This window comes from Pseudomonas pseudonitroreducens (genome assembly GCF_021603645.1).
Classification (GTDB): domain Bacteria; phylum Pseudomonadota; class Gammaproteobacteria; order Pseudomonadales; family Pseudomonadaceae; genus Pseudomonas; species Pseudomonas pseudonitroreducens.
Window position 1 is genome coordinate 388333 of the sequence record NZ_BQHJ01000007.1, and the last position, 22300, is coordinate 410632.

At 65.5% G+C, this 22300-nt stretch carries 21 protein-coding genes; 7 read left to right on the plus strand and 14 right to left on the minus strand.

What is annotated here, in order from left to right; all coding sequences use genetic code 11:
• Positions 1–8 precede the first annotated feature (8 nt).
• From ptsN to L6D89_RS19345, 3 genes are read left to right on the plus strand one after another with little or no spacing between them, the layout of a single operon-like run.
• Positions 9–476, plus strand: a complete 468-nt coding sequence (ptsN, locus tag L6D89_RS19335; RefSeq protein ID WP_236200821.1) for a PTS IIA-like nitrogen regulatory protein PtsN — start codon at positions 9–11, stop codon at positions 474–476.
• Positions 477–478: 2 nt separating this feature from the next.
• Positions 479–1336 (plus strand): RNase adapter RapZ, encoded by an 858-nt coding sequence (gene rapZ, locus L6D89_RS19340; RefSeq protein WP_236174408.1) that lies wholly within the window; start codon positions 479–481, stop codon positions 1334–1336.
• A gap of 34 nt (positions 1337–1370) precedes the next feature.
• Positions 1371–1643, plus strand: coding sequence for an HPr family phosphocarrier protein (locus L6D89_RS19345; protein WP_184588989.1), 273 nt, complete (start codon positions 1371–1373; stop codon positions 1641–1643).
• Positions 1644–1659: 16 nt separating this feature from the next.
• Here L6D89_RS19345 and L6D89_RS19350 read toward each other — a convergent pair whose 3' ends face one another.
• The 6 genes from L6D89_RS19350 to pmbA all read right to left on the minus strand — a co-directional run bounded on the left by L6D89_RS19350 (position 1660) and on the right by pmbA (position 6979).
• A complete protein-coding gene (locus L6D89_RS19350) occupies positions 1660–2553 on the minus strand; it encodes a ZIP family metal transporter (RefSeq protein ID WP_373873609.1) in 894 nt (297 codons plus the stop codon).
• A 22-nt stretch (positions 2554–2575) separates the two neighbouring features.
• Complete coding sequence (locus L6D89_RS19355; protein WP_236200822.1) at positions 2576–3202, minus strand: superoxide dismutase; 627 nt, start codon at positions 3200–3202, stop codon at positions 2576–2578.
• Positions 3203–3234: 32 nt separating this feature from the next.
• Positions 3235–3684, minus strand: coding sequence for a DUF2753 domain-containing protein (locus L6D89_RS19360; RefSeq protein ID WP_236174405.1), 450 nt, complete (start codon positions 3682–3684; stop codon positions 3235–3237).
• Between the two features lie 29 nt (positions 3685–3713).
• A complete protein-coding gene (fumC, locus tag L6D89_RS19365; protein WP_236200823.1) occupies positions 3714–5105 on the minus strand; it encodes a class II fumarate hydratase FumC in 1392 nt (463 codons plus the stop codon).
• Positions 5098–5481 (minus strand): FagA protein, encoded by a 384-nt coding sequence (locus L6D89_RS19370; RefSeq protein WP_236174403.1) that lies wholly within the window; start codon positions 5479–5481, stop codon positions 5098–5100. The genes fumC and L6D89_RS19370 overlap by 8 nt, the downstream gene beginning before the upstream one ends.
• 148 nt (positions 5482–5629) lie before the next feature.
• A complete protein-coding gene (pmbA, locus tag L6D89_RS19375) occupies positions 5630–6979 on the minus strand; it encodes a metalloprotease PmbA (RefSeq protein ID WP_236200824.1) in 1350 nt (449 codons plus the stop codon).
• Between the two features lie 116 nt (positions 6980–7095).
• On the opposite strand from pmbA, the gene yjgA reads away from it, so the two are divergent.
• A complete protein-coding gene (yjgA, locus tag L6D89_RS19380; RefSeq protein ID WP_024766553.1) occupies positions 7096–7620 on the plus strand; it encodes a ribosome biogenesis factor YjgA in 525 nt (174 codons plus the stop codon).
• A 40-nt stretch (positions 7621–7660) separates the two neighbouring features.
• Here yjgA and tldD read toward each other — a convergent pair whose 3' ends face one another.
• The 8 genes from tldD to mreB form a co-directional block, all read right to left on the minus strand.
• A complete protein-coding gene (tldD, locus tag L6D89_RS19385) occupies positions 7661–9103 on the minus strand; it encodes a metalloprotease TldD (RefSeq protein ID WP_236200825.1) in 1443 nt (480 codons plus the stop codon).
• Between the two features lie 2 nt (positions 9104–9105).
• A complete protein-coding gene (locus L6D89_RS19390) occupies positions 9106–9954 on the minus strand; it encodes a carbon-nitrogen hydrolase family protein (protein ID WP_236200826.1) in 849 nt (282 codons plus the stop codon).
• Positions 9955–10020: 66 nt separating this feature from the next.
• The gene (locus L6D89_RS19395; protein ID WP_236200827.1) at positions 10021–13839 is read right to left on the minus strand and encodes a YhdP family protein; all 3819 of its coding nucleotides are present in this window, start codon (positions 13837–13839) and stop codon (positions 10021–10023) included.
• Positions 13840–13997: 158 nt separating this feature from the next.
• A complete protein-coding gene (gene rng, locus L6D89_RS19400) occupies positions 13998–15455 on the minus strand; it encodes a ribonuclease G (RefSeq protein WP_236174399.1) in 1458 nt (485 codons plus the stop codon).
• A gap of 47 nt (positions 15456–15502) precedes the next feature.
• On the minus strand, positions 15503–16087 hold the full coding sequence (locus L6D89_RS19405) for a Maf family protein (protein WP_236200828.1): 585 nt from the start codon (positions 16085–16087) through the stop codon (positions 15503–15505).
• 60 nt (positions 16088–16147) lie between these two features.
• Positions 16148–16636 (minus strand): rod shape-determining protein MreD, encoded by a 489-nt coding sequence (mreD, locus tag L6D89_RS19410; RefSeq protein WP_024766558.1) that lies wholly within the window; start codon positions 16634–16636, stop codon positions 16148–16150.
• Positions 16636–17697, minus strand: coding sequence for a rod shape-determining protein MreC (gene mreC / locus L6D89_RS19415; protein ID WP_276574815.1), 1062 nt, complete (start codon positions 17695–17697; stop codon positions 16636–16638). Before mreC ends, mreD begins: the two co-directional genes overlap by 1 nt.
• 93 nt (positions 17698–17790) lie before the next feature.
• The gene (gene mreB, locus L6D89_RS19420) at positions 17791–18828 is read right to left on the minus strand and encodes a rod shape-determining protein MreB (RefSeq protein WP_017518164.1); all 1038 of its coding nucleotides are present in this window, start codon (positions 18826–18828) and stop codon (positions 17791–17793) included.
• A 238-nt stretch (positions 18829–19066) separates the two neighbouring features.
• On the opposite strand from mreB, the gene gatC reads away from it, so the two are divergent.
• The 3 genes from gatC to gatB are packed head-to-tail and all read left to right on the plus strand — an operon-like array spanning position 19067 to position 22285.
• Positions 19067–19354, plus strand: coding sequence for an Asp-tRNA(Asn)/Glu-tRNA(Gln) amidotransferase subunit GatC (gene gatC / locus L6D89_RS19425; RefSeq protein WP_015475813.1), 288 nt, complete (start codon positions 19067–19069; stop codon positions 19352–19354).
• A 19-nt stretch (positions 19355–19373) separates the two neighbouring features.
• Complete coding sequence (gatA, locus tag L6D89_RS19430; RefSeq protein ID WP_236200830.1) at positions 19374–20828, plus strand: Asp-tRNA(Asn)/Glu-tRNA(Gln) amidotransferase subunit GatA; 1455 nt, start codon at positions 19374–19376, stop codon at positions 20826–20828.
• Between the two features lie 11 nt (positions 20829–20839).
• Positions 20840–22285 (plus strand): Asp-tRNA(Asn)/Glu-tRNA(Gln) amidotransferase subunit GatB, encoded by a 1446-nt coding sequence (gatB, locus tag L6D89_RS19435; protein ID WP_236200831.1) that lies wholly within the window; start codon positions 20840–20842, stop codon positions 22283–22285.
• The last annotated feature ends 15 nt before the right edge of the window (positions 22286–22300 follow it).

Below are 22300 nucleotides of genomic sequence, written 5' to 3' on the forward strand. Positions count from 1 at the left end.
CCCTCTCTATGATCCGACTTGAGCAAATCCTGACCCCCGGCCGTTCCCTCGTGAACGTGCCGGGCGGCAGCAAGAAACGTGTCCTCGAACAAATCGCCAACCTGGTGGCTCGCGAGCTGCAGGGTTTCGATTCCCAAGACATCTTCGACAGCCTGGTGGCCCGGGAACGCCTGGGCTCCACCGGCTTCGGCAATGGCATCGCCATTCCGCATTGCCGCCTCCCCGGCTGCCAGTCGCCCATCAGTGCCATCCTGCACCTTGACCACCCGGTAGATTTTGACGCCCTCGACGGCGCGCCGGTTGACCTGGTGTTCGTGCTGCTGGTGCCTGAAGCAGCCACCGAGGAGCACCTGGAACTGCTTCGGCAGATCGCTTCCATGCTCGACCGCTCCGACGTCCGCGACCGCCTGCGTCACGCCGCCAACGGCGAGGACCTGTACCGGATCGTCGTGGATTTCCAGAACAACGGGCACTGAGCATGCGCCTGATCATCATCAGTGGGAGATCCGGCTCGGGCAAGAGCACCGCGCTCAACGTGCTCGAGGACAACGGCTTCTACTGCATCGACAACCTGCCGGCCAGCCTCCTGCCGGACCTGGCCCAGCGCGCGCTGCTGCATACCGAGCTGCTGCACCCCCAGGTCGCCGTCTCCATCGATGCGCGCAACCTGCCCAGCCAGTTGCAACGCTTCCCCGAGCTGCTGCAGGAGGCGCGTGAAAAGCACATCCAGTGCGATGTGCTGTACCTCGATGCCGATGATGAAACCCTGCTCAAACGTTTCTCCGAGACCCGTCGACGTCACCCGCTGACCACCGACACCCGCTCCCTGGCCGAGGCCATCAGCGACGAGTCGAACCTGCTGGCACCGATTGCCGATCTGGCGGACCTCAAGCTCAACACCACCAACCTGAACCTCTACCAGCTGCGCGACGTGCTCAAGCTGCGCCTGCTGAACAAGCCCGAACTGGGCACCGCCTTCCTGGTCGAATCCTTCGGCTTCAAGCGCGGCATGCCGGTGGACGCGGACCTGGTGTTCGACGTGCGCTGCCTGCCCAACCCGTACTGGAAGCCAGAGTTGCGCGACCACACCGGGTTGGAAACGGAAGTCCAGGAGTACCTGGCGGCGCAACCGGATGTCGAGGAGATGTACCAGGACATCCTCACCTACCTGAACAAATGGTTGCCGCGCTTTGCCGCGAGCAACCGGGCCTATGTGACCATCGCCATCGGCTGCACTGGCGGCCAGCACCGCTCGACCTATATTGCCGAGCGCATTGGTCAGGCCCTCAAGGAAACCCTCACCAACGTACAGATTCGCCACCGCGACCTGAGCTAAGCAGCGACAGACAACAAAAGGACAGCCCCTCGCGATGCCCGCCCTCGAAGTCACCATCATCAACAAACTTGGCCTGCACGCACGTGCGGCTGCCAAATTCGTCGGCGTTGCAGGGCGATTCCCCTGCCAGGTTCGCGTAGGTCGCAACCCGGAGAGCACAGTGGACGGCAAGAGCATCATGGCGGTAATGATGCTCGCCGCCGGCAAGGGCACCAATCTGCACCTCGCTGCCGAAGGCGAGCAGGAAGACGAAGCGCTCAAGGCGCTGGTCGAGCTGATCAACAACTACTTCGACGAAGGCGAGTGACGCGCCGGGCCTTCGATCAGCCCAGCGACGTATCCAGCACCATCATCAGACAGAAGCCGATGATCAGCCCCTGTGTGGCCTGGGCCGCATGCCCGCGACGCTGGGACTCGGGAATGATCTCGCGCACCACCACATAGAGCATCGCCCCCGCCGCCGCGGCCAGCCCCCAGGGCAGGAACATTCGCGAAATCCCGATCAGCCAGGCACAGAGCACGGCGAACAGCGGCTCGACCAGCCCGGAAGCAGCCCCCGCCAACGCCGCCTTGCCGCGAGACACACCCGCCCCCGCCAGTACCAGCGCAATGGCCAACCCCTCGGGTACGTCCTGCAGGGCTATGCCCAGCGCCAAGCCGCTGGCGCCCTGCACTTCCCCGCCAGCCGCGACGCCTACGGCCATGCCTTCGGGAATGTTGTGCAGGACAATGGCGGCGACGAACAGCAGGATGCGTGCGGGCACCTTGCCTTCGGCCGCCCCCTGAATGTTCGCTTGCGCGTCTTCGAGCACCCGACCGAACACCGCCAGGCCGAATGCGCCCAGCGCCAGGCCGAGGCTGACCAGCAGTGACGCCAACCAGGTCGGCCGGCCGGAAACTTCGGCGGCTTCCAGTGCAGGCAACAGCAGCGAGAAGGCCGTAGCGGCCAGCATCACCCCGGCGCCAAAGCCGAGCATCGCATCGGCGATACGCGCCGGCATGCTACGTACCAGCAGCACGGGAAGCGCGCCCAGAGCGGTGCCGAGCGCGCAGAGCATGCCGCCGTGCAGGGCCAGGTACATGGGTGCAGACAGCGACAGCCTTGCCAGCAGCATCAGATGCTGCGCCACCAGCACGCCGCCGCCCAGGACGATGCCCAGCCCCAGTAGCCAGCGCAGATTGCGCCCACCGCTTTCACGCAAGCTCTGGACGCTCAGGCGCATCGCAGGTCCACCGCTTTCATCCCTGCCCTCGTGCCTGCAACGCCTGCCGGTAGCGGCGCAGTACTTCCGGCCAGGCCACGACGTTGTAGAAAGCTGCAATGTATTCCGGCCGGCGATTCTGGTAGCGCAGGTAATACGCATGCTCCCAGACATCCAGGCCGAGGATCGGCAGGTTTCCCTGCATCAGCGGGCTGTCCTGGTTGCCGCTGCTTTCGACCACCAGCTTGCCCTGCGGATCGACGCACAGCCATGCCCAACCGCTGCCGAAGCGGGTCAGCGCAGCCTTGGTGAAGGCCTGGCAGAAAGCGTCGTAGCCGCCCAGCTCGGTGTCTATCGCCCGACGCAGCTCTTCCTGCGGCTGGCCGCCACCATCCGGCGCCATCACGGTCCAGAACAGCGAATGGTTGGCGTGGCCGCCGCCGTTGTTGATCACCGGGCCGCGCAGGGCATCGGGCAGGCGGTCGAGTTGCTGCAGCAGTTCCTCCACCGCAACCTCGGCGAACTCGGTGCCTTCCAGCGCCGCGTTGAGGTTGTTGATGTAGGTCTGGTGATGCTTGCTGTGATGGATCTCCATAGTCTGCGCATCGATGTGCGGCTCCAGGGCATCGTAGGCGTAGGTCAAGGCAGGCAGGACGTGGGGCATCTTCGAACCTTCTTCAGTGGTAGCGCATCGACTCAGTGATAACGCATCGATTGAACGGCAGTGAACAGCCCTGGGCGCAACTCGACCGCGCCTTGGCGACGCAGCAGGCGCTGGGTGCGCGGATAGGTACCGTGCTCACCGATGAAGTTGAGCAGTTCGACGTAGGTACGGCGGCTGTGCTGCACCGCCGCCGCGCGCAGATCCGAGCATTTGCGCAGGTCCTCGCCCAGCACCAGCAGGCGCTCGTGGCAGGCGCACAGGTACTCGGCGGTTTCCTCTGGTTGGCCCAGTTGCAGGTGCAGGTCGCCGAGGTTGTGGTGCGAGATGACGAAGGCCATCACCGCTTCCTCGGCGTCATGCCAGCGATCCAGCAGCACCTGCGCCAGCGCCAGGGCGTGGAGGTAGTGCTCACGGGCATCGATCAACTCGTTGCGAATGAAGCAGCGGTTGCCCAGTTCGATGGTGCGTTGCCAATGGCGCATGGCAGGTTCCTCCAGCGGGTGGGGCGGACTCAGAGTCCGCCGGCGGTGAGCTTCTCGGGATCGAGCAGTTGCTCGAGGCGGGCACGGTCCAGGTCAGTCCCTTTCAAATCAGAGCTTTCAAGCGCAACGTCGATGATCGGCCGGCCTTCGCGGTAGGCCTGCTTGGCGATCTCCGCGGCCTTCTGGTAGCCGATGATCGGGTTCAGTGCGGTGACCAGGATCGGGTTGCGCAACAGCGCCTCGCGCAGGCTCGCTTCGTTGACCTTGAAGCTGGCAATGGCCTTGTCGGCGAGCAGGCGGCTGACGTTGGCCAGCAGATGGATGCTGTGCAGCAGGTTGTCGGCGATCACCGGCAGCATCACGTTCAACTCGAAATTGCCGGACTGGCCAGCGACGGCGATGGTGGTGTCGTTGCCCATGACCTGGGCGGCAACCATCGCGGTGGCTTCGGGAATGACCGGGTTGACCTTTCCCGGCATGATCGACGAACCCGGCTGCAACGCTTCGAGCTCGATCTCGGCGAGGCCGGCGAGCGGGCCGGAGTTCATCCAGCGCAGGTCGTTGGCGATCTTCATCAACGCCACGGCCAGGGCCTTGAGCTGGCCGGAGGTGGCCACCGCAATGTCCTGGGCGCCGATCAGCGCGAAGAAGTCATCGCCGGGACGGAACACCAGCCCGGTCAGGCCATTGAGTTCCTCGCAGAAGCGCGCGGAGAACTGTGGATGCGCATTCACTCCAGTGCCAACGGCGGTGCCACCCTGAGCAAGCTGCTGCAGCGCCGGCAGTTGTCCCTCGATGCCCTGCGAGGCCTGGCGTACCTGCTGCGCCCAGCCGCCAAGCACCTGACTCAGGCGCACCGGCATGGCGTCCATCAGGTGAGTGCGTCCGGTCTTCACATGCTGGTGCACGGCCCTGGCCTTCTTCTCCAGGGTTGCATGCAGGTGGTCCAGCGCCGGCAACAAGTGCTGGTGGATCTCCAGCGCCGCACTGATGTGGATGGTCGAGGGGATGATGTCGTTGCTGCTCTGCCCGCAGTTGACCTGGTCGTTGGCGTTGACCGGTTTGCCCAGGCGGCGGCTGGCAAGCGTCGCGACCACTTCGTTGGCGTTCATGTTCGAACTGGTGCCCGAGCCGGTCTGGAACACATCCACCGGAAAGTGCTGCTGCAGGTCGCCGGCCAGCAGTTCCTCGCAGGCGGCAACGATGGCGGCGCCGGTTTCCGCGTCCATCTGTTCTAGGCTGACATTGGCGCGTGCCGCGGCGGCCTTGGCCAGTAGCAGCGCGCGGATGAACGGACGCGGCATGCGCTGGCCGCTCACCGGGAAGTTGTTCACCGCCCGCTGCGTCTGGGCCCCGTAGAGCGCCGCAGCCGGCACCTCCAGTTCGCCCATGCTGTCGCGTTCGATACGGCTGTCAGTCATTCTCGATTCCTTCTTGCAGCTTCAGGGAAGGCGCCATCTCCTGCTGCGCCATCCGCCGGCCGAGCAGGCACAGGCGTTGGCGCTGAGCGGTAGAGGTCGCCAGGCGTTGCAGTTCGCGTAGAGGGAGATAGGCGTGATCCAGGCAAAGCACCCGCCAGTGCCAGGGCAATGCGATGTCGCGGCTGCTGTCGAGCAGCAACTGGAAGCACTTCTCGAAGAGGCGCCAGGCCGGCACCGGCTCCCAGGCCGCCAGGTAACGCGCCTCGCACAAGTACTGTTCGACCAGACGCGGCTCATCCGGCTCCAGGGCGCAGCGGATGCGGGTCCCCAGGCGGTACCAGCGGTCGGTGATCGAGCTGTCGATCTCGACAAACATGGCAATCCCTCAATCGATAATGAGATTGATTATTGTTTGCGAGAATCAAAAAAACAAGCCGCCCGAACGCAATGCGCTGGGCGGCCAGTCTGGAGAAGGGCTTTGGGACGGACTGAAAGCCGCGGCCATGCTGGCCGCGGCGGGTGGATCAGTTACCGGCGACCATCATTTTTTCGATAAGCACGGAGCCGGTGTGCAGGTTGCCGCGGTACTCGACGTCGTTGCCGATGGCGACGATGTTGCGGAACAGGTCACGCAGGTTGGCGGCAATGGTGACTTCCTGTACCGGGAACTGGATTTCTCCGTTCTCCACCCAATAGCCACCGGCGCCGCGCGAGTAATCGCCGGTCACCAGGTTGACGCCCTGCCCCATCAGCTCGGTGACCAGCAGGCCACGGCCCATGCGACGGATCAGGGCGGCCTGGTCCTCGTCACCATGACTGACGAACAGGTTGTGCACGCCGCCGGAGTTGGCCGTGCTGGGCATGCCCAGCTTGCGCCCGGAGTAGGTGCCGAGCACATAGGAAACCAGCTCGCCGCCTTCGACGAAGGGTTTGGCATAGGTGGCGAGGCCGTCGTTGTCGAACGAGGCGCTGCCCAGCGCGCCGCGCAGCAGCGGGCGTTCGTCCAGGGTCAGCCATTCCGGGAACAACCGCTGGCCCAGCGCACCTTCGAGGAAGGATGACTTGCGGTACAAGCTACCGCCGGAGATGGCACCGAGGAAGTGGCCGAACAGGCCGACCGCGACTTCCGGAGCGAACAGCACCGGCACTTCAGCGGTCGGCACCGGGCGCGCGCCGAGCCGGCTGGCGGCGCGCTCGGCGGCACGGCGACCGATGGATTCGGGAGTCGCCAGCAGCTCACCGCGGCGGTTCACGTCATACCAGTAGTCGCGCTGCATCTGCCCTTCGCCTTCGGCGATCATCACGCAACTCAGGCTGTGGCGGGTACTGGCATAGCCGCCAACGAAGCCATGGCTGTTGCCGTAGACGCGGCAGCCCTGGTGAGTGTTCAGCGTGGTGCCGTCGGCCTTGGTGACGCGCTTGTCGGTGGCGAACGCGGCAGCCTCGCAGGCCAGCGCGCGCTCGATGGCCTGGTCGGGGGTGATCGACCAGCCGTGGTAGAGATCCAGGTCCGGCAGGTCCCGCGCCATCAGCGCAGGGTCCGCCAGGCCAGCGCAGTCATCCTCGGAAGCATGCTTGGCAATCGCCAGCGCCGCTGCCACGGTTTCACGGATGGCGTCCGCGCCGGTCGCCGAGGTGCTCGCCGAGCCCTTGCGCTGGCCGACGTAGAGGGTGATACCGAAGCCCTGGTCGCGGTTGAACTCGACGGTCTCGACTTCGCCCTGGCGCACCGAGGTCGACAGCCCCTGCTCCACCGACACCGCCACCTCGCAGGCGCTGGCGCCCTGCCGGGAAGCCTCGGCAATGATCCGCTCGACCTGCTCGTGCAGTTCGGGAAGGACCTCCGGGCTCACTGCCGGGTTGTGTTCGCTCATTGCATGCCTCTCCTGTTCATGTTCCGGCCCCGCCATCAGGCGGCGGCAACCGGCGCGGGCCGGACAAGCGGCCCCTGACTCGTTATCATGGCGGCGTTTTCAAAGAGACCCCCGCCATGGCTGAAATTCACGATGACGACTCGTCCTTCGATGAGAAGAGCAAGTCGCAAGTAAAACGCGAAATGCACGCGCTGCAGGAACTCGGCGAGCGCCTGACCACGCTCAAGGCCGACATGCTCGACCGCATGCCGCTCACCGATCCGCTGCGCCGCGCGCTGGAAGAAGCACCCAAGCACAAGGCCAATGCCGCCAAGAAACGCCATCGGCAGTTCATCGGCAAGCTGATGCGCGACCAGGACGTCGAGGCCATCCTCGCCCTGCTGGAACAGGTAGATACCTCGACCCGCCAGTACAACGAACGCTTCCACGCCCTGGAGCGCTGGCGCGACCACCTGATCACCGGCGGTGACGCAGCGCTGTCCGCGTTCTTCGGCGAATACCCGGAAAGCGACCGCCAGCATCTGCTCCAACTGATCCGCCACGCCCAGCACGAGGCCGCTCACAACAAGCCTCCGGCCGCAGCGCGGAAGATCTTCAAGTACATCCGCGAGCTGGACGAGCTCAAACGCGGCCTGCGCTGAGCAGCCGCGTTCAGCACGTCGAGCCTCACGGGCAACGACCTCAGGCGCCCGTGCCGCCAACGGTGATCGCGTCGATCTTCAGGGTCGGCTGGCCGACACCGACCGGCACGGACTGACCGTCCTTGCCACAAGTGCCCACGCCGCTGTCCAGTGCCAGGTCGTTGCCGACCATGGACACCCGGCTCATCACTTCCGGGCCGTTGCCGATCAGGGTCGCGCCCTTCACCGGGCGAGTGATCTTGCCGTTCTCGATCAGGTAGGCCTCGCTGGTGGCGAAGACGAACTTGCCGCTGGTGATATCCACCTGGCCGCCACCGAGATTCGCGCAGTAGATGCCGCGCTCGACGCTGGCGATGATTTCCTGCGGATCGCTCTGCCCGGCCAGCATGTAGGTGTTGGTCATGCGCGGCATCGGCAGGTGCGCGTAGGACTCGCGGCGGCCGTTGCCGGTGCGCGCCACGCCCATCAGGCGGGCATTGAGCTTGTCCTGCATGTAGCCCTTGAGGATGCCGTTCTCGATCAGCACGTTGCAGTTGGTCGGCGTGCCTTCGTCGTCCACCGACAGCGAACCGCGGCGACCAGCGATGGTGCCATCATCGACGATAGTGCACAGGCTGGACGCGACCTTCTCACCGATACGACCGCTGTAGTTCGAGCTGCCCTTGCGGTTGAAGTCACCTTCCAGGCCGTGGCCCACGGCTTCGTGCAGCAGCACGCCGGACCAGCCGGCGCCCATCACCACCGGCAGACTGCCGGCCGGCGCGGGAACTGCTTCGAGGTTGACCAGCGCCTGGCGCAGCGCCTCGCGGGCGTAGCTCATGGCGCGGTCTTCCTGCAGGAAGTACTTGTAATCAGTGCGACCGCCGCCGCCATGACCACCGCGCTCGCGGCGGCCGTTCTGCTCGACGATGACACTGACGTTGAAACGCACCAGCGGGCGGATGTCCGCGGCCAGCGAACCGTCCGCCGCGGCGATCAGCACCTGGTCCCAGACGCCGGCAAGGCTGACGGTGACCTGCTGGATGCGCGGATCGAGGGCGCGGGTAGCGGCGTCGATCTTCTGCAGCAGCTCTACCTTCTCGGCGCGGCTCATCACGTCCAGCGGGTTCTCGCCGGCATACAGGCGGGTCGGCACCACGGCCTGGAACGCCTGCACCGTGCCATTCTGCCCGGCTCGGGAGATCGAGCGTGCAGCGCGGGCAGCCTGGATCAGCGCTTCGTGGTTGATCGCGTTGCTGTAGGCGAAGCCGGTCTTTTCACCGGACTGTGCGCGCACGCCGACGCCCTGGTCCATGTGGAAGCTGCCTTCCTTGACGATGCCGTCTTCGAGCATCCAGGACTCGGAGACCTGGCTCTGGAAGTACAGGTCGGCGGCGTCGATGCCGGGGCCGCTCAGCTCGTGCAGGATCGGCGACAGCTGGTCGATATCCAGACCACCGGGGGCCAGCAGGTGCTGGCTGACGGATGACAACAGTTCGCTCATATTCACTCCGTACGCGCCGGTCGTGGTTCGACCGGCGGGAAAAATCTTCTGTGCCGGACAATCGGCATGCGCTGCCGCACCGCCGCCTGTTCCTCGCTGTCGCGCTCGGCCAGCAGCACGGCCTCGCCCTTGGCCTGCTGGGCCAGGATACGCCCCCAGGGGTCGACGATGGCCGACTGGCCCCAGGTTTCCCGTCCTTTGGGGTGGGTCCCGCCCTGTCCAGCCGCCAGCACATAGCACTGGGTTTCGATGGCGCGGGCGCGGATGAGGATTTCCCAGTGCGCGGCGCCAGTCACCGCGGTGAATGCCGAGGGGGCACTGATAAGCTCCGCGCCGGCTTCGCGCAGCGCGGTGTAAAGCTCGGGAAAGCGCAGGTCGTAGCAGACCGTCAGCCCCAGCCGCCCGACCGGCGTATCCGCCACCACCACGCGCTGGCCGAAGGCGTAGTCGTCCGACTCGCGATAGCGACCACGGGCATCAGCAACGTCCACGTCGAACAGATGCAGCTTGTCGTAGCGCGCCGCCACTTCACCGCGCTCGTCCACCAGCAGCGAGCAGGCATTGGCCTTGGCTTCCGGCTGGTTCTCCGGCGGCAACGGCAGGGTGCCGGCGACTATCCATAACCTGAGGTCGCGGGCGGTGCTTTTCAACCAGGGCAGGATCGGGCCTTCGCCAAGGGCTTCGGCACGGCCGATGTCCGCGAGGTCTCGGCGCCCCATGGCGGCGAAGTTTTCCGGTAGTACGGCAAGGCGTGCGCCGCCGTTGGCGGCCTGCTCCAGCAGGCGACGGGCGGTGGCGAGATTAGCCAGGACATCGTCCTGGCTGACCATCTGGATGACGGCGATGGACATGGTCAGCTCCGGGAATACCTGGGTTTCATGCTAACCGATGCCCGGGCATTGTGCTTGGCCGACGGTTCAGTGAGGTTTTTCGAAGGGTTTCTCGAAGGTGATGGTCGGGCTCTGCCATTGTCCCTTCACGCTGTACTGCACGCTGGCGAAGCGTGCGACCTTGTCACCCAGCAGCTTGTCCACCACGAACAGCGCGCCGCCAATGGCGGGAGCGCCGACGATCAGTGCCGCCAACGGCAGGTTGTTGGTCACCGGCAGCGTCACCAGCAGCTTGGCGTCGATCTCGTCGTGGGCCATGTCCAGGGTGCCGTTGAGCTCCAGGTTGCTGGACGGACCATCCAGACGCAGCGGCTCGCGGGTGAAGTAGACGCCATCGGTGGCGGTGAGCACACCCTTGACCCGGTCGTAGCTCAGGCCCTTGCCCAGCAGGTCGGAGAAGTCCAGGCGCAGGCGGCGGTTGATGGCGTTGAAGTTGAGCAGGCCGAACACCCGCAGGGCATTGGCGCCGCCCTCCACTTCGACGAACTGCCCCTTGCGCAGGCTGGCGTCCAGAGTTCCGCCGAACCGCCGCAGATTCAGCGCCGCCGGCGACCCCGGCCAGTTGCCGTTGATGTCCACACTGAAACGCTCGCTGGTCACGCTGGGCGCGAAGTCCCAGGCCTTCAGCACGTCGCCCAGGTTCTTGCCCTCGAGCTTGCCCTGGAAGGTGCTGCGCGCGCTCGCCTCAAGACCATCCCAGCGCAGGTTGCCCTTCACCGACAGGCCACGCAGGTCCAGATTCACATTGTTGAAGCCAACCCCAGTAGGCGTCGGGCGCAGGTTGAAGCTCCAGGCACCGACCGGCTTGCCGGCCTTGAGGACCTGGCGGATGGACACGTCCATCGGCGGCAGGCTGCGCGGGTCGACCTTCGCCAACGGGTCGGGCTGCTCGACTGCCTTCGCGGAATCGATGGCCTCACCCTTGGGCAGGTCGAGGCGGTCCAGGGCGATCTGGATCGGCTTCACCTTGCTGTCGGGCAGGGTGACCTTGCCGGAGACCAGCGAGCTGACTAGGCCGACCTGCCAACTGCTGTCGACACGCACCACATCCAGCGTGAGATTTTCCAGGGTCTGGCCGAAGCCCTTGAAGCGACCGATCTGCAGGTCTGCGCCGCGCAACAGGCCAGCGGCGCCCTCAACCCCGGTATTGGAGTATTTCTTCGCGACCGCCATCCAGGCGTCGGCGTCGACTTCGTCGATCTTGCCGCGCACCTGGACACCACTCCAGTTGGGCAGCACGGCCGGGTCGCCACCCAGGCGCAGCACGCCACGGCCGGCCAGCGGCTGGTCCGCCGGAGCCGCGTAGGCCAGGCTGGCGCGATCGCCGTAGGTTGCCCAGTAGCGTCGCTCGGCGCCCTCGAGCGTCATGCGCCATTCGCTCTCGCGGGTTTCCTGCGCGGCCTTGCCCAGCGGCGCCGGCAGATCGATGGTGACGCCCTGCAGGTTCGAGGCGACCTGCAGCTGGCTGTCCTTGCCGTCGAGCAGCAGGTTGAGCTGGAACGGGACGCGGCCGTCGACCGGCAACTGTTTCTGTACCTTGCCCCAGTCGAGCAGGGTCTTCACCGATACCTGGCCACCCACCAGCACCCGTGTACGCGGAGCGCCGTTGCGGCCTTCGGCGCGAATGCTGCCGGTGATACGGCTACCCAGCACCTGAGCAGAGATGTTCTGCCCGCTCAGGCCGCTGTCGGTGTCATAGCGGAACTTACCCTTCACCTGTTCGAGGTTCAGTTCGGGCTTGGCGATCTTCAGCTGTGCCTTGTCGGTGTCGAAATCGACGATCACCCGCGCCTTGCTCGCCTCGCCCTTGGCCAGCGGAATATCGAGGTTGAGGTGGCCATTGAGGTCGCCCTTGCCTTCCCAGCCGGCGAAGGTGTGCGTCGCACCGATAGGCGAGTCCTGGAGGATCTTCAGGCCATCGACGAGGTTGCTGTCGATATCGCCGTCCACATGCAGGTGGGCGACTTCCCCCGGGTTGGAATGGGGAATTTCCACCGAGACATCGCGCACCTGGCTGTTGAGAATCTGCCCGCTGGTTGCGTTGATGCTGACGCCGGTGTCCTCCACGCGCACCTCGCCCTCGGCCTTGCTCAGGCCAGGCCAGCCCGGCTGGTAGTCGAGCACGCCGTCATGGACCTTGAAGTACAGGGTCATGGCATGGGCTTCGGGCGCCGAGCCCTTCTGCAGCGAACCTTGCCAGAGGAAATAGCCCTGCTCGATGCGCCCGCTCTTGATCGAGCCCTTGAGCCAGGCAGCCAGATCCTTGCTCATCTGCGGGATGACGGTGGGCAGGTATTTACCGGTGTAGCGCGCATCGCCATTGCTCATGCCCACGCGCAGGTCCATGTAGTCTTCCTGCGCCGGATCGCGCATCAGGCGAATCAGGATGTCGCCGGCGATGGTTCCCTCGTCGCCCTCCACCTGCATCAGGTGGCTGCCGAGCGTGAAGGCCTCGTCGTTGAGCTGGAAGAACATCCGCGTGCGCGCGGTGCGGTAGTGCCAGGGCTCGGGAAACAGCGTGGCCAGGTGCAGCATGAAGTCCTGGGCGTTGGCGTCCAGCGTGCCGCCGCCGAGGTTGCCGCTGAAGGTGCCGTCGACGTTGGCCACGGCGGGTACGTCGTGGAAGGCGCTGACCCCGACCTTCTCCAGGTTGGTGGCATAGGCGACGCGCTCGGCGCCCTCGCGCTGCGGCCAGTAATCGAAGTTGACGTTGTGCAGCACGCCGTGTGGTTTCAGGCCATCAAGCCACTCGATGGCCTTGTCCGGCAGGGGGGCCAGGGCGCTGATGGTCGGCCCCAGCGGAGTCAAGTCGAGGCGGTCGGCGCGCAACTGCCAGTGCTCTTCACCCTTCATCCGGCGTGTCAGTTCGAGTTCCACCTCGCCCCAGCGGGTATCACCGAGGTTCGCTGCAAGATCGGCGACGCGCATGTCCAGATCGTCGCCATTGCGCTGGAAGAACAGGCTGACGCCCAGGTCGCTCAGGCTCACCGGCTTGCGCTCGCCCAGCGCCGCAGTGATCTTCGGCGCGTTCAGACGCGCCACGGCGGCGGTCGGTACGCCCCTGTCAATGGTCGCCCACAACTCGCCGCCAGCTTTGGCCTGGGACAGCTTCCAGGCGCCAGTGAGGCGCTCGGGCAGCCATTTGGCCCAGTCGGCCTGCGGCAGGCTCAGGTACAGCTGGGCCGAACTCTTCGCCCAGTCGTCACGGTTCAAGCGGGTTTCCAGGCGCGCCGCCACTGGCTCGCCACCAGGCAGGCTCAGGCGCGCTTCCAGGCGCTGGCGGCTGCCGCTGCGCAGAGTCATGCCGACATAAGTCAGCGACAGCGGGTTGGCCTGCTGCGGAAGTACCGTCAGTTGGCTATCCATCAGCGACAGGCGCCGGGGAGTCAGCAGCAGATCGATGAGCTTGCGCGGATCGGTATCGCCCCCCCGACTGGGCAGGCCGTCGGCATGCCACTTGCCGTCCTCGTCCTCGCGCAGGGTCAGGTGCAGGCCTTCCAGCTCCAGGCTGTCGACGCGTGGCTGGCGAGCCATCACGCTGCCGATGATGTCCGGTGTCAGGCGCACGCGCTCCAGGCGCAGCGAATCATTGCCTTCACCCAACTGGATGTCGCGCACCACGATGATCGGGCTGAAGGCATGCCAATGCCCCTCCAGCGCACCGATGGCTACCGGCAGGCCCAGTTGCTCGCTGGCCTTCTGCGCCAGGTCGTCGCGATACTCCGCCACCAGCGGCACCAGTTGCCGACCGAGGCTGACGTACAGCGCGAGCAGCACCAGCCCCAGCGCCAGAAGGCCGAGGACGATGCGCAGCGAGGTGGCGAACAGGCGCCCGGCGCGTTCCATGTCAGCCGGCTGCCTGTGAAGTGAAGCGAAGAGTCATCGAGCGGCCTCCCAGCCATGCAAGGTCGAACCTGGTCTGACAGTGTGCGTCAGGCAAAGCTCCAAAAAACCCCATTGCACGGCGGCCTCCTGCCGGAATCCCAGGTTGTGCGATCCGCCGCTCAAAGCAGGACCACGTCGTACTGCTCCTGGGAATACATGGCCTCGACCTGGAACTTGATGGGGCGACCGATGAACAGCTCCAGGTCCGCCACGTTACCCGACTCCTCGTCGAGCAGTCGATCCACCACCTTCTGGTTGGCCAGCACCAGGTAGGAGTCGGCCTGGTAGGCGCGCGCTTCCCGGAGTATCTCGCGGAAAATCTCGTAGCAGATGGTCTCGGCAGTCTTCAGCATGCCGCGCCCCTGGCAGCTCGGGCAGGGCTCGCAGAGCACCTGCACCAGGCTTTCGCGGGTGCGTTTGCGGGTCATCTGCACCAGGCCCAGCTCGGTGATGCCGATGATGTTGGTCTTGGCATGGTCACGTTCGAGCTGCTTCTCCAGGGTCCGCAGGACCTGGCGGCGGTGCTCCTCGTCTTCCATGTCGATGAAGTCGATGATGATGATCCCGCCCAGGTTGCGCAGGCGCAACTGGCGGGCGATGGCAGTGGCCGCCTCGAGATTGGTCTTGAAGATGGTCTCTTCGAGGTTGCGGTGGCCGACGAAGGCGCCGGTGTTGACGTCGATGGTGGTCATCGCCTCGGTGGGGTCGATGATCAGGTAGCCGCCGGACTTGAGCAGCACCTTGCGCTCCAGCGCCTTCTGCACTTCGTCCTCGACCCCGTAAAGGTCGAAGATCGGCCGCTCGCCCGGGTAGTGCTCCAGGCGGTCGGCTATTTCCGGCATCAGCTCTTCGACGAACTGCGTGATCTTCTGGAAATTCTCCCGGGAATCGACGCGGATCTTCTCGATGCGCGGGTTCACCAGGTCGCGCAGGGTGCGCAGGGCCAGGGAGAGGTCTTCGTAGATCATCGTCGGAGCGCCGACAGTCTGGATCTGCGCGTCGATCTGGTCCCAGAGGCGGCGCAGGTAGCGGATATCGGCGAGGATCTCGTCCTCGCCGGCGCCTTCGGCGGCGGTGCGCAGGATGAACCCGCCGCGCTCGACGATACCCTCGGCCTCGACGCACTTGGCGACCACCTGCTTGAGGCGCTCGCGCTCGTGTTCGTCCTCGATCTTCAGAGAGATGCCGACATGGCTGGTGCGCGGCATGTAGACCAGGTATCGCGAAGGGATCGACAGGTGCGTGGTCAGCCGTGCGCCCTTGGTACCGATGGGGTCCTTGGTGACCTGCACCACCAGGCTCTGTCCTTCGTGGACCAGCGCCCCGATGCTCTCCACCGCACTGCCCTCGCGTGTGGAAATCTCCGCGGCGTGGATGAAGGCTGCGCGCTCCAGGCCGACGTCGACGAAGGCCGCCTGCATGCCTGGCAGCACGCGTACGACCTTGCCCTTGTAGATATTGCCGACAATCCCGCGGCGCAGCGTGCGCTCGACGTGGACCTCCTGCAGGACGCCGTTCTCCACCACCGCCACGCGCGATTCCATCGGCGTGATATTGATCAGGATTTCTTCGCTCATGCGCCCTTCCTTATCGCGCCCGGAGTGATGCCAGCGCTACTTCGTGATCAAGACTGCCAGCTGGGGATGGAGAAGTCAGCCAGCAATGCCGAGGTTTCGCACAGGGGCAGGCCGACCACGGCGCTGTAGCTGCCCTCGACGCGGCTGACGAAGACCGCCGCGAGCCCCTGGATAGCATAGCCACCTGCCTTGTCCTGCGGCTCGCCGGTTTCCCAGTAGCGCTCGGCTTCCTCGGCGGATACCGCGCGGAAGGTCACACGGCTGCTGACTACGCGCGCTTCGCAGCGATCCCGGTCAGCTACCGCCACGGCGGTCAGTACCTCGTGCTCGCGGCCGGACAGGGCCTGCAGCATGGCCAGAGCGTCGTCGCGATCGACCGGCTTGCCAAGGATGCGCCCGTCGAGCACCACGGCAGTATCGGCGCCGAGCACGCAGACATCGGCGCGCTGGGCGAGAAAGTTCAGCCCGGCCAGCGCCTTGCTGCGCGCGAGGCGCTCGACATAGGCGTACGCCGACTCGCCGGCCTCCGGCGTTTCATCGATGGATGCGGGCACTATGTGGAATGGCAGGCCGATCTGGGTGAGCAGCTCGCGGCGACGCGGCGAGCTGGAGGCGAGGTACAGCTGGGCCATCAGGGACTCCGAAGCGGGCCTGCGCAACGCAGGCCCGGCGATTCCCCCGCAAGGGGGCGATCAGTTGATGTTCAGGCGCAGCCGCAGGGCCCGAAGCAATGTGTAGACCCAGGGCCAGAGCAAGGCACTGACCAGAGCCGGCAGGAGGAACACCAGGGTCGGCGGGCGGTTGCCGGTCAGCGCACTGATCCACAGCTGGACCAGTTGGGCGAGACCGAAGACCACCAGCAACACCAGGCATTGCTGCCAGATGGGGAACATGCGCAAGCGCTGGTGCAGCGACAGCACCAGACAGATGATCAGGCTCAGGATCAGGGCGTTCTGCCCCAGCAGACTGCCGTAGAGCACGTCTTCGGCGACACCCAGCACCCAGGCGGTCAGCATGCCGACCTTGTGCGGCAGGTAGAGCACCCAGTAGGTGAGGAACATCGCCAGCCACAGCGGGCGGCCGATCTCCATGAAGCTGGGCATGGGCGCCACCGACAGCAGCAGCGCCAGGAGCAGGGTGAGCCAGATGGCCCAGCCATTGTTCGAGCCCTGACCCGCCATCAGTGACGGGTCCTTGCATCCGGGTGCGATGCCGGGGCACCGGCAGGCGCGGCTGGCGTCGCACCATTGGTAGCAGCCGGATGAGCTGGCTGCGCAGCGGGAGCTGCCGGGGCTGCGGGCTGCGCGCCATCATGCGGCTGGGCGACTGCAGCGCCTGGTGCAGGCTGCGCCGGCACACCGGCCTCGGCGGCCTTGCGATCGGCCTCGGCCTGAGCTTCGGCGGCATCGGTGGCGCGCTGCTCGGGGGTGCGACTGTCGCTGAACACCAGCAGCACGTAACGGCTGCGGTTCATCTTGGCGGTCGGCACGGCGCGAATGGTGGCGAATGGCCCGCCCGTGTCATGCAGCACTTCCTTCACCACCGCCACCGGATAGCCGGCCGGGAAGCGCTGGCCAAGGCCGGAGCTGACCAGCAGATCGCCTTCCTTGATGTCGGCGGTATCGGCGACGTAGCGCAGTTCCAGGCGTTCCGGGTTGCCGGTGCCCACGGCAATGGCGCGCAGGCCATTGCGGTTCACCTGCACCGGAATGCTGTGGGTGGTATCGGTCAGCAGCAGCACGCGTGCGGTGTAGGGCATGACCTCAACCACCTGGCCCATCAGGCCGCTGGCGTCGAGCACTGGCTGGCCCTGGAACACGCCATCCTTCTCGCCCTTGTCGATCAGGATGCGCTGGGTGAAGGGATTCGGGTCGACGCCGATCAACTCGCCGACCAGCACCTTGTCGTCGACCAGGGCGGAGGAATTGAGCAGCTCGCGCAGGCGTACGTTCTGTTCGGTCAGCGTGGCCAGTTTCTGCAGACGGCGCTGCATCAGCAGCTGCTCGGCCTTCAGGCGCTCGTTCTCGGCCAGCAGCTCGCTGCGGCTGGTGAACTGGTCGCGCACACCTTCCCAGGCTCGTACGGGGATATCGGCGATGCCATAGAAGGGGCTCAGCACGAGGCCCATCTGGCTGCGTACCGGTTTCAGGTAATCAAAGCGGGCGTCGACCACCATCAAGGCGACCGACAGGACGGCGAGCACCAGCAGGCGCGCGCCCAGCGAGGGCCCTTTGGAGAATATCGGTTTGATGACCGGCTCCTAGCTGTGCGAAGTCGGTTGAAGTTTCACCAGCATGAGCGAAACGTCAACCGACCTTTACAGAGCTTTCCTACCTTATTCGGTGGAAAGCAGGTCCATCGAATGACGGTCCATCATTTCCAGCGCCTTGCCGCCGCCACGGGCCACGCAGGTCAGCGGGTCCTCGGCGACGATTACCGGCAGGCCGGTTTCCTGGGCCAGCAGCTTGTCCAGGTCGCGCAGCAGTGCGCCACCACCGGTCAGCACCAGGCCGCGCTCGGCGATGTCCGAAGCCAGTTCCGGCGGGGACTGTTCCAGGGCGCTCTTGACCGCCTGGACGATGGTCGCCAGGGACTCCTGCAGCGCCTCGAGGACTTCGTTGGAGTTCAGCGTGAAGCTGCGCGGTACGCCCTCGGCCAGGTTGCGGCCACGAACGTCCACCTCGCGGACTTCGCCGCCCGGGAAGGCGGTGCCGATTTCCTGCTTGATGCGCTCGGCGGTGGATTCGCCGATCAGGCTGCCGTAGTTGCGGCGCACGTAGGTAACGATGGCTTCGTCGAAGCGGTCGCCGCCGACGCGGACGGATTCGGCGTAGACCACGCCATTGAGGGAGATCAGGGCGATCTCGGTGGTGCCGCCGCCGATATCGACGACCATGGAACCACGAGCCTCTTCCACCGGCAGGCCGGCGCCGATGGCCGCGGCCATCGGTTCTTCGATCAGGTACACCTCGCGGGCGCCAGCGCCCAGGGCCGACTCACGAATGGCGCGGCGTTCCACCTGGGTGGACTTGCACGGCACGCAGATCAGCACGCGAGGGCTGGGCTGCAGGAAGCTGTTCTCGTGAACCTTGTTGATGAAGTACTGCAGCATCTTCTCGCAGACGCTGAAGTCGGCGATCACGCCGTCCTTCATCGGACGAATGGCGGCAATGTTGCCCGGAGTACGACCGAGCATGCGTTTGGCTTCGGTACCAACGGCGACCACGCTTTTCTGGCTGCCATGGCTACGGATGGCGACCACGGACGGTTCGTTCAGGACGATGCCGCGTTCGCGCACATAAATAAGGGTATTGGCAGTGCCCAGGTCGATCGACAGATCACTGGAGAACATGCCACGCAGTTTTTTGAACATTGGAAAGAAACCCATTGGTGGCGCGTGGGTGAAAAGTGCGCGGGTAAAAAAGTGCGGCAAACTCTAACAATGACGGGGGTTTTGGGCAAGGCGGCAATTTATGCTAGATTCCTCGTTTTTCGGGCCTGCAGGCCCTTCCCAGCGGCCTTCGACCGTCTGCCGCGGGTTCTGTTCCCCGCCCCCTCATTCCTTCCGGCCAGGTCCAGTTCGAACCGGGCCGCTCTAGCTGGAGATCCCGATGGCGCTTGAACGCTCCGACGTGGAAAAGATCGCCCACCTCGCCCGCCTGGGCCTGGAGGAAGCCGACATTTCGCGTACCACCGACACCCTGAACAATATCCTCGGCCTGATCGACGCCATGCAGGCAGTCGACACCGACGGCGTGGAGCCCCTGGCCCACCCGCTGGAAGCCACGCAGCGCCTGCGTGCCGACGCAGTCACCGAGGAGAACCGCCGCGAAGCCTACCAGGCCATCGCGCCGGCCGTGGAAGACGGCCTCTACCTCGTCCCGAAAGTCATCGAGTAAGCGAGAAGGACACGGACATATGCTGCATCAATTGACCCTCGCCGAAGTCGCCCGCGGACTCGCCGACAAGAAATTCTCCGCCCAGGAACTGGCCACTGCCCTGCTCGCGCGCATCCAGCAGCTCGACCCGCAGCTGAACAGTTTCATCACCGTCACCGAAGAAAGCGCCCTGGCCCAGGCCAAGGCCGCCGACGAGCGGCGCGCCAAAGGTGAGAACGGTGCCCTGCTCGGCGCGCCGATCGCCCACAAGGACCTGTTCTGCACCCAGGGCGTGCGCACCAGCTGCGGCTCGAAGATCCTCGACGCCTTCGTCTCGCCGTACGACGCCACCGTCGTCGAGCGCCTGGCCGACGCCGGCGCCGTGAGCCTGGGCAAGCTGAACATGGACGAGTTCGCCATGGGCTCGGCCAACGAATCCAGCCACTACGGCGCGGTGAAGAACCCCTGGGACACCACCCGTGTACCGGGCGGCTCTTCCGGCGGTTCCGCCGCCGCCGTGGCCGCACGCCTGATTCCGGCCGCCACCGGCACCGACACCGGCGGCTCGATCCGCCAGCCGGCCGCGCTGACCAACCTCACCGGCATCAAGCCGACCTACGGCCGCGTCTCGCGCTGGGGCATGATTGCCTACGCCTCCAGCCTCGATCAGGGCGGCCCGCTGGCCCGCACCGCCGAGGACTGCGCACTGATGCTCGGCGCCATGGCCGGCTTCGATCCGAAGGACTCCACCTGCGTCGACCAGCCGGTCGATGACTACCTGGCTGCCCTGGCCAAGCCGCTGACCGGCCTGCGCATCGGCCTGCCGAAAGAGTATTTCGGCGCCGGCCTCGACAGCCGCATCGCCGACGCGGTGATGAAAGTGGTCGAGCAGCTCAAGCAGCTCGGCGCAGTGGTCAAGGAAATATCCCTGCCGAACATGCAGCATGCGATCCCTGCCTATTATGTGATCGCGCCCGCAGAAGCCAGCTCCAACCTCTCGCGCTTCGACGGCGTGCGCTACGGCTACCGCTGCGAGGACCCGAAGGACCTGCAGGACCTGTACAAGCGCTCTCGCGCCGAAGGCTTCGGCGCTGAAGTGAAGAACCGCATCATGGTCGGCACCTACGCGCTTTCCGCTGGTTACTACGACGCGTATTACCTGAAAGCTCAGAAAATTCGCCGCCTGATCAAGAACGATTTCACCAGCGCCTTCGCCGAAGTCGACGTCATCCTCGGCCCGACCACGCCCAACCCGGCCTGGAAACTGGGCGAGAAGAACAACGACCCGGTCGCCCAGTACCTGGAAGACATCTACACCATCACCGCCAACCTCGCCGGCATTCCGGGCCTGTCCATGCCCGCCGGCTTCGTCGACGGCCTGCCGGTAGGTGTCCAGCTGCTCGCGCCGTACTTCCAGGAAGGCCGCCTGCTCAACGTCGCGCACCAGTACCAACTGGCGACCGACTGGCACAAACAAGCACCGGCTGGATTCTGAGGACGACACACATGCAATGGGAAACCGTGATCGGGCTGGAAATCCACGCACAGCTCTCCACCCAATCGAAGATCTTCTCCGGTAGCGCCACCACCTTCGGCGCCGCCCCGAACACCCAGGCCAGTCTGATCGACCTGGCGATGCCCGGCACCCTGCCGGTGCTGAACCAGGAGGCCGTGCGCATGGCCTGTCAGTTCGGCCTGGCGATCAACGCCGAGATCGCCGAACGCAACGTCTTCGCCCGGAAGAACTACTTCTACCCGGACCTGCCCAAGGGCTACCAGACCAGCCAGATGGACCACCCCATCGTCGGCAAGGGCCACCTGGACATCACCCTGGAAGACGGCACCGTCAAGCGCGTCGGCATCACCCGCGCACACCTGGAAGAGGACGCCGGCAAGAGCCTGCACGAAGACTTCCACGGCATGAGCGGCATAGACCTGAACCGCGCCGGTACGCCGCTGCTGGAGATCGTCTCCGAGCCGGACATCCGCAGTGCCAAGGAGGCCGTAGCCTACGTCAAGGCGATTCACGCGCTGGTGCGCTACCTGGGCATCTGCGACGGCAACATGGCCGAAGGCTCGCTGCGTTGCGACTGCAACGTCTCGGTACGGCCGAAGGGCCAGGCCGAGTTCGGCACCCGTGCCGAGATCAAGAACGTGAACTCCTTCCGCTTCATCGAGAAGGCGATCAACCACGAAGTGCAGCGCCAGATCGAGCTGATCGAGGACGGCGGCAAGGTCGTGCAGGAAACCCGCCTGTACGACCCGAACAAGGACGAAACGCGCTCCATGCGCAGCAAGGAAGAAGCCAACGACTACCGTTACTTCCCCTGCCCGGACCTGCTGCCGGTAGTGATCGAGCGCGCCTTCCTCGACGACCTGCGCGGCCAGTTGCCGGAACTGCCGGACCAGAAGCGCGAGCGTTTCGAGAGCCAGTACGGCCTGTCCGCCTATGACGCCAGCGTGCTGTCCGCCAGCCGCGAGATGGCCGACTACTTCGAACAGGTCCAGACCATCTGCGGCGACGCCAAGCTGGCCGCCAACTGGGTGATGGGCGAACTCTCCAGCCTGCTCAACAAGGACGGCCTGGAGATCGAGCAGTCGCCGGTTTCCGCCGAGCACCTGGGCCAGATGATCCTGCGCCTGAAGGACGGCACCATCAACGGCAAGGCCGCGAAGACCGTATTCGCCGCCATGGCCGAGGGCGAAGGCTCGCCGGACGAGATCATCAAGGCCAAGGACCTGGTGCAGAACACCGACAGCGGTGCCGTCGAGAAGCTGCTGGACGATGTGCTGGCGGCCAACGCCGAGCAGGTCGAACAGTACCGCGCCAGCGACGAAGCCAAGCGCGGCAAGATGTTCGGCTTCTTCGTCGGCCAGGCCATGAAAGCGGCCAAGGGCAAGGCCAACCCGGCGCAAGTGAACGAACTGCTGAAGAAGAAGCTCGAAGCCTGAGCCCACACTTCAACG